General features: G+C 29.3%; 13 protein-coding genes. 5 read left to right on the top strand and 8 right to left on the bottom strand.

The window, feature by feature from the left end:
• The 8 genes from recO to hisS all read right to left on the bottom strand — a co-directional run.
• Positions 1 to 721: DNA repair protein RecO (gene recO / locus PKV21_06025; GenBank protein ID HOM27047.1), on the bottom strand; the 721-nt coding region annotated here is incomplete at its 3' end.
• A 1-nt stretch (position 722) separates the two neighbouring features.
• Positions 723 to 1280 carry a DUF502 domain-containing protein gene (locus PKV21_06020; protein ID HOM27046.1) on the bottom strand — a complete coding sequence of 186 codons (558 nt, stop codon included), beginning with the start codon at positions 1278 to 1280 and terminating at the stop codon, positions 723 to 725.
• Positions 1281 to 1283: 3 nt separating this feature from the next.
• On the bottom strand, positions 1284 to 2000 hold the full coding sequence (locus PKV21_06015) for a diacylglycerol kinase (GenBank protein HOM27045.1): 717 nt from the start codon (positions 1998 to 2000) through the stop codon (positions 1284 to 1286).
• Positions 1969 to 2430: an rRNA maturation RNase YbeY gene (ybeY, locus tag PKV21_06010; protein ID HOM27044.1), complete on the bottom strand. Its 462-nt coding sequence runs from the start codon at positions 2428 to 2430 to the stop codon at positions 1969 to 1971. Before ybeY ends, PKV21_06015 begins: the two co-directional genes overlap by 32 nt.
• Positions 2360 to 3370 (bottom strand): PhoH family protein, encoded by a 1011-nt coding sequence (locus tag PKV21_06005; GenBank protein ID HOM27043.1) that lies wholly within the window; start codon positions 3368 to 3370, stop codon positions 2360 to 2362. Before PKV21_06005 ends, ybeY begins: the two co-directional genes overlap by 71 nt.
• 2 nt (positions 3371 to 3372) lie before the next feature.
• Positions 3373 to 4122: a LysM peptidoglycan-binding domain-containing protein gene (locus tag PKV21_06000; GenBank protein ID HOM27042.1), complete on the bottom strand. Its 750-nt coding sequence runs from the start codon at positions 4120 to 4122 to the stop codon at positions 3373 to 3375.
• A 35-nt stretch (positions 4123 to 4157) separates the two neighbouring features.
• Entirely contained in the window at positions 4158 to 5927 is a 1770-nt protein-coding gene (gene aspS / locus PKV21_05995; GenBank protein ID HOM27041.1) for an aspartate--tRNA ligase, read from the bottom strand.
• On the bottom strand, positions 5924 to 7171 hold the full coding sequence (gene hisS / locus PKV21_05990; protein ID HOM27040.1) for a histidine--tRNA ligase: 1248 nt from the start codon (positions 7169 to 7171) through the stop codon (positions 5924 to 5926). Before hisS ends, aspS begins: the two co-directional genes overlap by 4 nt.
• 112 nt (positions 7172 to 7283) lie before the next feature.
• On the opposite strand from hisS, the gene rpsO reads away from it, so the two are divergent.
• The 5 genes from rpsO to PKV21_05965 are packed head-to-tail and all read left to right on the top strand — an operon-like array spanning position 7284 to position 14143.
• Positions 7284 to 7550 carry a 30S ribosomal protein S15 gene (rpsO, locus tag PKV21_05985; protein HOM27039.1) on the top strand — a complete coding sequence of 89 codons (267 nt, stop codon included), beginning with the start codon at positions 7284 to 7286 and terminating at the stop codon, positions 7548 to 7550.
• A 3-nt stretch (positions 7551 to 7553) separates the two neighbouring features.
• The gene (locus tag PKV21_05980) at positions 7554 to 9653 is read left to right on the top strand and encodes a polyribonucleotide nucleotidyltransferase (protein ID HOM27038.1); all 2100 of its coding nucleotides are present in this window, start codon (positions 7554 to 7556) and stop codon (positions 9651 to 9653) included.
• Entirely contained in the window at positions 9625 to 11340 is a 1716-nt protein-coding gene (locus PKV21_05975) for a hypothetical protein (protein HOM27037.1), read from the top strand. Before PKV21_05980 ends, PKV21_05975 begins: the two co-directional genes overlap by 29 nt.
• A 20-nt stretch (positions 11341 to 11360) precedes the next feature.
• Positions 11361 to 12512, top strand: a complete 1152-nt coding sequence (locus PKV21_05970; GenBank protein HOM27036.1) for a Gfo/Idh/MocA family oxidoreductase — start codon at positions 11361 to 11363, stop codon at positions 12510 to 12512.
• A gap of 32 nt (positions 12513 to 12544) precedes the next feature.
• The gene (locus PKV21_05965) at positions 12545 to 14143 is read left to right on the top strand and encodes a ThuA domain-containing protein (GenBank protein HOM27035.1); all 1599 of its coding nucleotides are present in this window, start codon (positions 12545 to 12547) and stop codon (positions 14141 to 14143) included.
• Positions 14144 to 14273 lie beyond the last annotated feature (130 nt).

Raw genomic sequence — 14273 nt, 5'->3', positions numbered from 1 at the left:
CATTTCTCCACCATATAAAATTTAAATTTGAATGATAATAAAGAACAAGATTACACAAAAAATTTATTCTTTCAGCATCATTTCTCTTGACATTCAGTATTCCAACATTTTTAAAATCATTTCTTTTAATAAATCTTATTATTGAAATTAATCTAATAGATATTTTAACACAATTCTGGTCTTCTTTTCTACAATTATAACAAAGAACACCCCCTTTTCTCGGAGAAAAAAAATATCTTCTACTTTCTTTTTCACAAATACAACAATTATCAATTTTTATTCCGTATCCAAGAAATTCTATAAACTTTATTTTAAAAGTAAGAAAAATTAAATGTTTTTTTTTATTCTGTTTTAAATTTTCTATTGTTTCTTTCAAAAGATAAAAAATATTCTCATCTTTCTGTAACTCTGGAGTAAAAAGGTCTATAAGTTTTAAAATATAGTAGTATATTTTAGAGGATTTTTTATCCTCAAAATAAAAAAAATTGATTAAATTTGGAGAACTTAAAAGGTTTAACTCTGATCTCTTTTTATAAAGAAATGTTGAAATATATGCGCCTTCAGTAAAAGTTAAAGGAGGAATTTTGCTTTTTTCTTTTCTGACACCTTTTAAAACTCCTTTAATTTTCCCAAATTCTTTTGTAAATAAAGTCAGTATTACACTCGTTTCTCTAAAGTTAATTTTTTTTAAAATAAAACCTTCAATCAATATTGGTGGCATTTTAAGACTTAAAAATACCCATAGAGATAACAATTTTTAAAGCATCTTCAACTGAAATATCTATTTTTTCAATTTTTTCTTTTGGAATCATAAAAATAATTCCTGTACTTATATTCGGAACAGTAGGAACAAAAACACATATTTCTTTACTATCTTTCCCTTCATCTGTAATGAATCCAATTGTATATGAATCGTTAGGTAACCTAACTTTAACCACTCCTTTGAAAATATTTTTTTTCTCTTCTGTTATTTTTTTAACAATATTTTTTATAAAACTGAAAATTTTATTCAAAAATGGAATATTTTCAAAAAGTAATTCAATCAATCCAAGAAACTTTTTTCCTAAAAAATTATTTGCCAGAAAACCTACAAATAAAATCACAAGTATCAGAGAGATTAAACCAATTCCAGGCGTATATATGTTGACAAAAAATTTTTTAAAAAAATTTCCAAGGATATTCTCAAGAAAAATAAATATTTTAAATAAAATCCATATAGAAAGAGAGATAGGAACTATAAAAATTATCCCTGAAATAAAATGTTTTTTTAATGTCTTCAATTTTCACCTCCAGAAAATTTGAAAAAGTAATATAGTAACAATTATACCTATTATTCCCCCAATTATAACCTCTTCTATGGTATGAATTTTTTTTGTTATTCTGCTTTGAGCAACCCAGAAAGAAAGTAAAAAAACAAGTGGAGAAATTACAGGGTAATCCTTAAATGTTAAAAAGGAAATAGCAACCCATATACTAAAAGCAATTCCGCTATGAACACTCGGCATACCACCTGCAAGAGTAAAACTTTCTCCTGTAAGTATTTTCAAAACAATAGTTAGAAATGAAACAATAATAAGAGTAATAAAAGTGAAATACCATGGAGACCTCGCAATATTTTCAAAAATATTTCTAAAACCTTCTGGAAAAAACTTTATAAAGATTAAATAACCACATATAAAAGCAAAAATTGAAGATACTAAAACAGCGGAAGCACAAATATCTTTAACAACTTTTATAATATTCTGATTTTCCTTACTCATATTCTCTGAAAGAATCTCTATACCGGTATTTATTATTTCGGAAACCATTACAAGAGAAATAAGAACGATAATTATTAAGGTTTCAGTAAATGGCACATGAAAAAAAAGAGATAATAATATTGCAACAATACCCATAAAAACATGAATTTTAAAATTTCTTTCTCTTTTAAAAACATAAATAAGTCCATTAAAAGCAGAATTAAAACTTTCAAGCAAAGAAGAATTTTTTTTGTTTTTCATTTTGCATAATCACACTAAAAATTTCATCCTGAATAGACAACATTTTTTCTCTTTCTTTTTTATTATAATCTCTATATCCTTTTAAATGTAAAATCCCGTGAATTATTACATAAAGAAGTTCTTCCTCCAGTGTATTGGAATAAATTTTTGCATTTTTTTCACATTCTTCAACAGAAATTATTAATTCTCCAAAGTCCTTTGAGTATTTAAAAGAAATAACATCAGTAAATCCATTTTTTTTTAGAAATTCTTTATTTAACAATTTTATTTTTCTGTTATTAACTAAATAAACGAATACTTTTTTTGGTGGTGGATTAATTATTTTTTTTAACCTGATAAGTTTATTTTTTAAAAATTCTTTATTTATTTTTATTTTCCTTATCCTCTGAAAGATTTCTATTTCCATTTCTATTTTTGTAGTATTTCTCATAAGCATCTATGATTTTTTTGACAAGTTTATGTCTTACAACATCTCTATTGGTAAAGTAAACAAATTTAATCCCTTTTATCCCTGAAAGAATACTTTGAACTTCTACAAGCCCTGAAGTTGTTGAAGATAAAGGATGGTCAATCTGGGTTATATCACCTGTTATAACAATTTTTGAATCAATACCAAGTCGTGTTAAAAACATTTTCATTTGTGCAAAACTCGTATTTTGTGCTTCATCAAGTATTATAAAAGCATTACTTAAAGTTCTACCTCTCATATATGCAAGTGGAACAATTTCTATAATTTTTCTTTCCTGCCATCTTCTCAACTCTTCATATTTAAGCAGGTCAAAAAGTGCATCATATATAGGTTGAAGGTACGGTTTAATCTTTTCTTCAAGATCACCTGGCAAAAATCCAAGTCGTTCCCCTGCTTCAAGAGCAGGTCTGGTTAAAATAAATCTCTGAAACTGTCCTTTTTTAATCGCTTCAATTCCACATGCAACTGCAAGATATGTTTTTCCTGTTCCTGCAGGTCCTATTCCAACAACAAGGTCATATTTTCTTATTGCTTTTACATATTTTTTTTGAGTGGATGTTTTTGGTATAACAAAATCTTTTTTTGAATTTATCCAGATACTACTGTCTTTTTTTTCCTGTGTTTTTTCATCTTTTATTTCTTTTCCTTTATCATCTCTTACCATCATAAGAATATCACTTTTTGTAATAAATTTCTTTTTTGCTCTATTTCTAAGGATTTCATGTAAAAGTTCTAAAACTTTTTCTACTTTTTCATTTTCCCCTTTAAATGTCAGTAAATTCCCTCTGGCAAAAATTTCAATCCCAAAAAGATTTTCTATAAATTCAAGATTTTCATCTCTTATACCATAAAGGAATTGGGCTTCTTCGTTGGAAATTTCAATCTGTTTTTTAATAATCATTTTTAGGGTATGTATATTTTTCTACCGGGTACTAAATTATCAGGATTTTTTATAATGTCTTTATTTGCTTGATAAATCAAATACCATTTTGAAGTATCATTATAAAACTTATAAGCAATTTTTTTTAAAGTATCTCCTTTTTGAATGGTATAATATTTACCTGATTTAGGTTCTTCTTCTATAATTGGTTCCGATGGTTTCATCTGAATAGTTGCTCTAAGTTTATTAATTTCTGCTATTGTTTGATTGGCTACTGCAATTGATTTTTCACTTGCTTCATTGGATGCTTTTATTGCTTTTTCACTTGCTTCATTTGCCATATTTATTGCTTTCTCACTTGCTTCATTTGCTATTTTTATTGCTTCATTTGACTTATCAATTGCCTTTTGAGATGCCTCATTTGCAGCCTTAATCGCCTCTTCAGATGCTTTATTTGCTGCACTTATTGCTTTCTGAACTTCACTTTCAGTAAATTTTTTAACTTCATTTGTTGCTGCTATTGCTTCATCTACTTTTTTTATCGCTACTTCAGAATTTGCCTTTGCCTGATTACTCGTATTAACTGCTTCTATAGATAATTTTTCAGCATTTTTACTGATTTCAAGTGCTGTTTCCGCTATTGCTATTGCCTGTTTTAATTTAATATCAACCATTTCCTCAAAAGATTTTTTTGGTTCAATTTCTCTTTTGGTTTGATACATCGCACAACCACTTAATAATAAACTACATACAAATAATAACAGTTTTTTCATTTTCCCCTCCACATTTTCTTATAAAAAGATTATCATTATTCATTTGCAATGTCAATTTTAATTCTATTTTCCTTTAAAAGATTATATTCCACTTCACCCGGTGCATCTGTTAAAAGACAAACTCCTTTCTGGGTTTTTGGAAAAGCAATAGTTTCCCGTATACTTTCTTCTCCAAGTAAAAGCATCACCAACCTATCAAGCCCGATAGCAATACCGCCGTGGGGTGGAGCACCAAATTCAAGGGCTTCCAGTAAAAATCCAAATCTCTGTAAATAAATATTCTCTTCAAGTCCTATAATCTTAAAAATCTTTTCCTGAAGTTCTCTTTTATTTATTCTTATACTTCCTCCACCAATTTCTATACCATTTAATACAATATCATATGCTCTTGATTTTACCTTTAACGGTTCTGTTTCAAGTATTTCAATATCCTCTATTTTAGGAGAAGTAAAAGGATGATGAACCGATTGAATCCGTTTTTCCTCTTCGTTGTATTCAAAAAGAGGAAAATCAACAACCCATATAAAAGAAAGTTCATCTTTTTTTTCAATTAATTTATCTTTCATTCTATCAATCAGTCCTTTAAGTATTTCATTTACCCAACTTCTTTTTCCTCCAAGAAATAATAAAAGTTCATTGGATGATTTATGAGGTGATAAGTTTTTAATTTCATTTACTATATTTTCAGAAAGAATTTTTTTGAGTGGACTTTGTATATCATCATTTTTAAATCTTATCCATCCAATTCCGTTCCCACCAGCATTTTTAACAAATTCATTATATTCCTCAATATTTTTCAAAGTAATCTTCTCTCCGTCTTTTATAAAAAAACCTTTAATTACACCTTTTCTTTCAATAATTTCATTCAATATCCTTATTTCACTTTTTTCAAAAATTCTGGTTAAATCAACAAATTCAATGTTAGTTCTCATATCAGGTGCATCTGTACCATATTTTTCTATTGCCTCATTATAAGTAATTTTTTTAAATGGAATTTCAATTTTTATTCCAAATGTTTTTTCTATTACATCCTTAAAAAGATTTTCCATCAGTGTAATAATATCATTTTCTTCTATAAAAGACATTTCAATATCTATTTGTGTAAATTCAGGCTGTCTATCTGCTCTTAAATCTTCATCCCTGAAACACTTTGCTATCTGATAATACCTATCAAAACCTCCTATCATTAAAATCTGTTTAAAAAGTTGTGGTGACTGTGGCAAAGCGTAGAATTTCCCCGGATTCAATCTTGAAGGAACAATGAAATCTCTCGCACCTTCCGGAGTACTTTTTGTCAGAATCGGAGTTTCAATTTCTACAAAATTATGTTTTTTTAAAAATTCTCTTACATGAAAAACGAAATCAGACCTTTTAATAAGATTTTTCTGAAAATCAGGTTTTCTCATATCAAGGTATCTATATTTAAGTCGCAATGTTTCATTTATCTTTTCATTTCCTTCAATTTCAAATGGTAAAATTTTACTTGTATTTAAAATTTCAAAATTAATAAGTTTAACCTCAATTTCACCTGTAGGTATTTTTTTATTTATGGTCTCCTCAGGTCTTTCAACAACATAACCTTCTATAGAAATAACAAACTCATTTTTAATTTCTTTTAATTTTTCCCATTTTTCAACTGAAATTCCTTCCTGAGAACAAACAATCTGAGTAATCCCATATCTATCTCTTAAATCAATAAATATTAAATTCCCATGGTCCCTGATTGAATGAATCCAACCACAAAGTTTTACTTTTTCTCCGACATTTTTTCTTGATAATTCACCGCAGGTATGAGTTCTTATCATTTTATCTTCTCCTTTATAATATTCACTATATCTTTTTCATTTATTTCTTCCTGAAAACCTGTCTCCATATTTTTTAAAATAATAACTCCTTTTTTAATCTCATTTTCTCCTAAAATTATACACCATTTTTTTCCGCTTTTGTTAGCAATCCTCAAATATTCTCCTATTGGTCTATCTTCATAGTCAGATTCAACTCTTATTTCGTTATCAATCAAATTTTTCATTATTTCAAAACCTTTTATTCTTGCATTTTCCCCAAGAAAAATACAATAGATAATTTCCTTTTTTTCAATTTGTTTTGAGTTTAAAAGCGGAACTATTCTATCAATACCTGCAGCAAAACCAACAGCCGGAATATCCGGTCCACCCATTTCTTTAACAAGATTATCATATCTTCCACCACCTGCGATTGCTATATTTTCATTTTTATCCAGTACTTCAAAAACTGTTTTAGTATAATAATCAAGCCCTCTTACAAGTTTCGGATTAATTTCAAAATTCACATTAAATTTTTTAAGTAAATTTATAAGTATATCAAAATGTTTTTTACAATCGTTGCACAAATAATCAATAATAGAGGGCAATTTTTCAATTGCATACTTACACAAGTTATTCTTACAATCAAAAACTCTTAACGGATTCCTTCTTATTCTTAATTTACAATCATCACAAAATTTATCAAAATTTTCTTCAAAATAACTTTTTATTATTTCAACATATTCATTTTTACAATTTTTGCATCCGAGAGAGTTTATAAGAAATACAAAATTTTCAATCATAAGTTTTTCAAAAACAATACTCAGTATTTGTATTACTTCTCCATCAAAATATGGACTTTTTCCACCAAAACTTTCTACACCGAACTGATAAAACTGTCTGTATCTTCCTTTCTGAGGTCTATCATACCTGAACATAGGACCAAGATAATAAAATCTTGCAATTTTTTTCTTTTCATAAATTTTATTTTCAATATATGCTCTGACAACAGAAGCAGTTCCTTCAGGCCTTAAAGCAATATCTCTTCCTTTTTTATCTTTAAATTCATACATTTCCTTCATAACTATATCTGTATCTGTACCAATTCCCTTCTCAAATAAGGCCTTACTTTCTAAAACAGGAATTCTTATCTCTCCAAAACCAAATAACTCACTTACCTCAATAAATGTTTTTTCAATTTTCTTCCATATCTCAATTTCTTCCGGCAAAATATCTCGCATTCCTCTCAATTTTATAAAATTTTCCATTTTTTTCTTAAGAATTTTATAATAAATTTAACATTAAATTATAAAATTGACAAAGGTTTTTTTTAGCATATAATTATTTATTATAAAATAAAAAAAGAAAAAGGGAGAAAAAATGCTTGAAAGTGAGATAAAAAAAGATTTGATGAAAAAATTTGGAAGACATGAAAAAGATACAGGTTCTCCAGAGGTGCAAATTGCTATTCTTACAAAAAGAATTGAAGTATTAAATGAACATTTTAAAAAGCACAAAAAAGATTTTAATTCCAGAAGAGGATTTTTAAAATTGATTGGAAAAAGAAGAAAGTTGCTAAGATATCTCCAGCAGATAGACCCGGAAAAATATTCAAAAGTAATTAACGAGTTGAATCTGAGAAAGTAAAAAATGAAAAAAATAGTTATCTCCTCTGGAGAGAAGAATATAGAGATTGAATTGAATTCTGTTGCAAAACAAAGTCATGGGTCTTCTCTTGTCAGGTGTGGAGAAACAATTGTACTTGTAACAGCAGTCCAGAGTGAAGAAGAAAAGGAAGATGTTGATTTTTTCCCTTTAATCTGTGATTACAGAGAACAAACATCCGCCGCAGGTAAAATTCCAGGAGGATTTTTTAAAAGAGAAGGAAAACCATCTGAAAGAGAAGTTCTTGTAAGTAGATTAATTGATAGGTCAATAAGACCAATTTTCCCGGAAAATTTTTATAAAGAAGTCCAAATAATCTCTCTTGTACTTTCAGCAGACCAGGAAAATGAACCTGATATTCTATCAATAATTGGTGCTTCAACATCATTACTTTTTTCTCCAATCCCTTTTTATATTCCAGTTGCTTCTGTCAGAATAGTGAAAAAAAATGGAAAATTTTTAATAAATCCGACAATTTCTGATTCACAGGAAAGTGATTTGAATTTAGTAATTTCAGGAACGGAAAACTCCATAGTAATGCTTGAAGGAATTGCAAATGAAATATCTGAGGAGGACTTTTTAACAGCGATAGAACTGGGATGGAATGAGATAAAAAAAATAGTAAATGTCTTAAAAGAAATTACCTGTCAGGAAAAAGAAAAAGTAGAGTTCAGTATTGAAAAAGAAATATCTGAAATTATTACTGACTATATAAGAAAAAACATAACAAATGCGTATAATTATCCCGAAAAACAAAAAAGAAAAGAATTTTATAAACAGATTAAAGAAACATTTCTCACTCAATTTGAAGAAGAAAAGAAAAAAGAAATTGAAAAAATATATGAACATATATTTGAAAATGAAATAAGAAATCTAATACTAACCCATAAAAAACGACTTGATGGAAGGGATTTAAAAGAAATAAGACCGATAGAGTGTAAAGTTGGACTTCTACCGAGAAATCATGGGTCTGCTTTATTTACAAGAGGACAAACACAATGCCTTGCTTCTGTTACTCTTGGTACGAGTATGGACCAGCAAATAGTTGATGGGCTTTATGAAGAAACAACAAAAAGATTTATGGTTCATTATAACTTTCCGCCGTTTTCTGTTGGTGAAGTTTCCCAGTTAAGAGCTCCTTCCAGAAGAGAAATTGGACACGGAAATCTCGCAGAAAGAGCTCTTTTACCAATGATTCCATCTGAAAAAGTTTTTCCGTATACAATAAGAATAGTTGCAAATATACTTGAATCAAATGGTTCTTCTTCAATGGCAACAGTTTGTGCTGGTAGTTTATCCCTTATGGATGCTGGAGTTCCTATTGAAAAACATGTGGGAGGGGTATCAGTTGGATTGATTAAAAATGGAGATAAATATGTAATACTTACAGATATTCAGGGTGAAGAGGACCATTACGGAGATATGGATTTAAAAATAGCTGGAACAAAAGACGGGATAACAGGATTCCAGATGGATGTTAAAATTACCAATCTTACGTTTGAAATTTTAAAAGAAGCAGTTTATCAGTCAAAAGAAGCAAGAAAAGAAATCCTTGATAAAATGTACAGTGTTATTTCTTCGCCGAGAACTTCTCTTTCTCCCTATGCTCCAAAAATTTTAACAATTAAAATTAATCCTGAAAAAGTTGGTCTTGTAATTGGTTCAGGAGGAAAAACAATAAAAAAGATAATAGACGAAACAGGAGTTAGAATTGATATACTTGAAGAAGGTGAAATAAGGATATACTCAAATGATATGGAAGCGTGTAAAAAAGCAGCAAGTGAAATTAATAAAATTGCAGAAGAACCTGAAATAGGACAGATATATGAAGGTGTGGTGACAAAAATATTTCCATTTGGTGCAGTTGTTAAATTTTTACCCTCTCAAGAAGGACTTGTTCACATTTCTGAACTTGCACCATACAGGATTAAAAGAGTTGAAGATGTGGTTAAAATTGGTTCTCCTATTAAAGTCAAAGTAATAGGCATAGATGAACAGGGTAGGGTTCTCTTAAGCCGAAAACAAATAGAAGAAAGTCAGAAAAAGGGGGATGAAAATGAACAAGGCAGTAAAAGCAAATACTAATCTTTCTTCATATATAAAAAATGTTGTTATTGGTGTTTTTGCCCCATGTGATCCAAGAATAGACGAAGAATCCAGGCAGAGAGTAAAAAATATAATTGAAATGACCGCAAATATAATTGCTCAAAAAGTAAAATTACCAGACGGTTCTCCCTGCAAAGTGGTTTATAGCGATATCTTAATTGATGGAGAAAAACAGGCAGATATAGTTGCAAGACAATTTGAAAATGAAAAAGTAAATATACTTGTAGGTGTTCCCGATACATGGGCATTTCCGCAGTTAACTCTTATTTCTTTTTTGCAACAATTTCCCTCAGATACACCTATTAACTTAACTTGTGGAAATAGTGGACCAAAACCAGGAGTCGTTTATACTCACGCATGCAGTGGAGCAATTTCTCAATATGGTAAGTTAATTCATATAATTGTTGGAAACTGGCCTGATACAGGTTTAAATCCTGTAATGAGTGAAGAAACACAAAAACAACTCATTGACTGGTGTTATGCTGCAATTACATATACAGGTCTTAAAGGTAGAAGAGTTGTTATTTTTGGCCATGATTCTATGGGAATGGAAACTGCTCTTGCCCATATCATTCCAACAAGAAAAATTTTTGGAATTGAAATAACTCGTCTTGATATGAAACTTCTTGCTGATATGTTGAATAAAGAAGCATATAATAAAGAAGAACTTAAAGAATTAAGAAACTGGCTTGAAAAAAATTCAGGTGGAATTGAAATTAGAAATGAAGAGGATAGTAAAAGATTAAATCAATCACTTGCAATGTATCTTATAGTCAGAGATATAATGAAGGATTTAAATGCTGTTGGTGGTGGTTTTATGAGTCAACTTGAATGGGGTTCAGATAAAAGAGGGATTCCTTTACCCGTTGCAGATATTATGGAGTCAATTTTTAACTCCACATTTGACCATAATGGTAAAAAACAACCAGTTCCATATGCAACAGAAGCAGATGTTCAGGGACTTTTAACAATGCTTTTCTTTACATATCTTTCAGGAGGAGCACCTCCATTATTTATGGATTTCCGAAAGGTCTGGGAAGGATGGGAAATTAAACAACTTGCAGAGAAAATTGGTATAAAAATAAAAGGTGATGAAATATGGGCAGTTAAAGGATTTGTAGATGGAGATAATTCTGGAAGTGCTTCTTTTGACTGGGCAGGTTATCCGGGAGAAAAACCTGAAGAAATAATGAAAAGAATTAAGTTTCCTCTCGCTGATGAATTTTACTTTCCAGGCCTTGGAAATTCTGTTACATTTGTTTCACCTGGTGGAATTAAAGGTATTGCAGGTCGTCTTGCTTACAGTTCATTAAATAATATATTCTCAATGATATGGGATGAGGCCGAAACGGTTGAACTTCCTGAAAAACTTGCAGAAGCAGTTTGTAAAACTTCAACATATACATGGCCTCATACATTTGTAGTCCCTAAATATGCAAGTATGATTGAGTATAAACAGTATGCTCCAGCAAATCATTTCCATATGATATGGGATTTACCTGTTGCACGACTTCAATACTGGATGGATTTATCAAATGTATTATCTGTAAATCCATGGAAAGATAGACCAGAATTCATTGAAGGTATTGACAGACCTTTACCACTACTCTATCTTATAAATGGTGGTGAAACAGAAACGAAATTAAAAATAGCACAGAAATTTTAAAGATCAAAAGGAGGATGAAAATGAAAAAATTAAGAATAGGAGTTATAGGAGTTGGTGGAATGGGTTCTGCTCATTGTAGAAGTGTTAAAAATCTTGAAGAAACTGAACTAACATTTGTTTGTGATATAGACGGAAATGTTGCAAAAAGTAAAGGAGAAGAATTAGGAGTTAAATATTTTACTGATTATAAAGAAGCAATAAAAAGTGGATTATGTGACGGTGTAATAATTGCAACTCCCCACTGGTTTCATCCTGAAATAGCAATATTTGCTTTTGAAAATGGACTTCATGTTTTAAGCGAAAAACCAATTGCCGTAAGAGTTTCAGATGCAGACAAAATGATAAAAGCAGCAAAAAAATCAGGTAAAGTTTTCACAATTATGTTTCAAAGAAGAGCAGAACCACTATTTAAAAAAGCAGTGGAAATTATTAAAAGCGGGGCACTTGGAGAAATTCAGAAAAGTGTATGTGTAGACCCATGGTATAGAAGTCAGGCATATTATAATAGTGCAACATGGAGAGCAACATGGATTGGAGAAGGAGGAGGTGTTTTAATAAACCAGGCGCCTCATACAATTGATTTGTTTACTCTTCTTGGAGGCTTACCTAAAAAAATTTATGCAAAAACAAGAACAAAACTCCATGATATAGAAGTAGAAGATGAAGTAAGTGCGCTTCTTGAATATAAGAATGGTGCATGGGGATATTATTATACATCTACCTGTGAGCCTGTTGGACCGTTACATATGGAATTCACAGGAGATAAAGGAAAACTTGTAATCAGAGGAAGTTCTCTTACTTTTTACTCTTTTGAATATCCAATAAGTGAATCAATTGTTAAAGTAGAAAGTATGTGGGGCTCTTTAAAATATACTGAAGAAAAGATTGAAATTACATCAAATATTCAAACAGGTCATTCTGTAATAATAAGAAATTTTGCCAGAGCGGTTCTTTATGGAGAAAAACTGATTGTAAATGGAGAAGAAGGATTAAACAGTGTAGAATTTATAAATGCTTGTATACTTTCAGGAAAAAAGAATAAAGAGGTTGAAATACCTGTTAATAGAAAAGAATATGACCAATTAATAGAAGAGTTAAAGAAATCATCAAAACCAAAAAAAGTCGTTAAAGAAGAAAGAATTACAGACCCTTCATTTGCAAAAAAATCTTAAATTTATTTTATTTTGAATAAAAAAGGAGAAAAATGGAAAAAAAGAAATTATTAATTTTTATCGGCGAAAAACCTTATCATCCTTCTTTTGAACTTGCAAAGATAATAGAAAAAGACCTAAATGAATATGAAATTTTAATTGAAAAAAACAAAGAAATCTTTTCAAAAGATGAAATATTTAATTACGATGGAATTTTAATTTATGCAGACAATACAGATTTAGATGAAAAAGAAGAAGAAAAACTGATTCAGTATATCAAAAATGGAGGAGGGCTTATAGGAATTCATTCAACAGGTGCTTATTTCAAAAAAAATAAAAAGTTTAAAGAAGTTCTTGGATGTGAATTTATATCTCATAGTCCTGTCTTTCCATTTGAACTTAAATCAAATAATTCTCATTATATAAATAGAAGAATACCATCAACAATAATTGAAGACGAGTTTTACTTTTTAAATGTAAAAGACGATGTAGAAGTTTTATTTAATGGTTACTGGCAGGGAAAATTATTACCTCTTGGCTACATAAGAAATTATGGAAACGGAAGAATTTTTTATTTTGCCTGTGGTCATAGTTTAAATGTTTTTGAAAATAAGGATGTTATAAAGGCAATTAAAAGGGGAATTTTCTGGTCAACAAGAAATGAAAAACAAGAAAGAGAGATAAAGTGTGGAATTATTGGATATGGGCCTGCTTTTGGTATGGGTAAATATCATGCGGATTTAATAAATTCTACATATGGATTAAAAACAGTTTCTTTTTATGATATTAATAAAGAAAGAGTTGAACAAGCAAAAAAGGACTTTCCAGATAGTAAAACTTTTACAGAGTTAGATAAATTTCTGAATGATAAAGAAACAGAACTTGTTGTGATTATAACTCCACACAATACACATAGAGACCTCACTATTGCTTCTCTAAACGCAGGAAAAAATGTTGTAGTGGAAAAACCAATGTGTATAAAATTAAAAGAAGCGGATGAAATGATAGAAACTGCAGAAAAAAATAACTTAATGCTTTCTGTCTTTCATAACAGGAGATGGGATGGTGATTTTCTTAAAATAGAAAAAATTGTTAAATCAGGTGAAATAGGGAAAATTTTTAATATTGAAATTTTTATGGGTGGATATGGAATGCCAAGAGAATGGTGGAGAAGTGAAAAAGAAATTTCAGGTGGAATTTTTTATGACTGGGGAGCACATTTTCTTTACTGGTTATTACTTCTTATCCCTTCAAAAATAAAAAATGTTTATGGAATTATTCAAAAAAGAAAATGGTTTAACTTTTCAAATGAAGATGAAGTTAAAAGTATAATAACTTTTGAAAATGGAGAAGTAGCAGATGTTCAATCATCTTCTATTGCATCAATCCCAAAACCGAGATGGAGAATACTTGGAGAAAAAGGAGGAATTATTCAGACAGATTTAATAAAGGTTTACAGATATGAAAATGGAATGACTGAAAAAATAGTTCAACCCTTAAAAAGTGAAACATTCAGATTTTATAACAGTATTGCAGACCATTTAATTTTTGGAGAAAAAGCCGAAATAGATGTTCAGATAGCGAGAAATGTTATAGGAATAATTGATAAAACCATTGAATCAGCAGAAAAAGGGAAAATTATAGAATATTAATCCTTTAAAATTTTTTCAAGGACCCTTTTTAAAAGTTCTTCTTCGTCAGGAATATTTTTGATATTGAAATTTACATTTTGAAAAGCATCTATAAAAACCCTTATAAGTGTATTTTTAGTAATTCTTTCTT

The sequence above is a fragment of the bacterium genome (genome assembly GCA_035371905.1).
In the GTDB taxonomy this organism is placed as follows: domain Bacteria; phylum Ratteibacteria; class UBA8468; order B48-G9; family JAFGKM01; genus JAMWDI01.
Note: the sequence above shows the minus strand (reverse complement) of the source record. Positions and strands in the feature narration are given on the sequence as shown.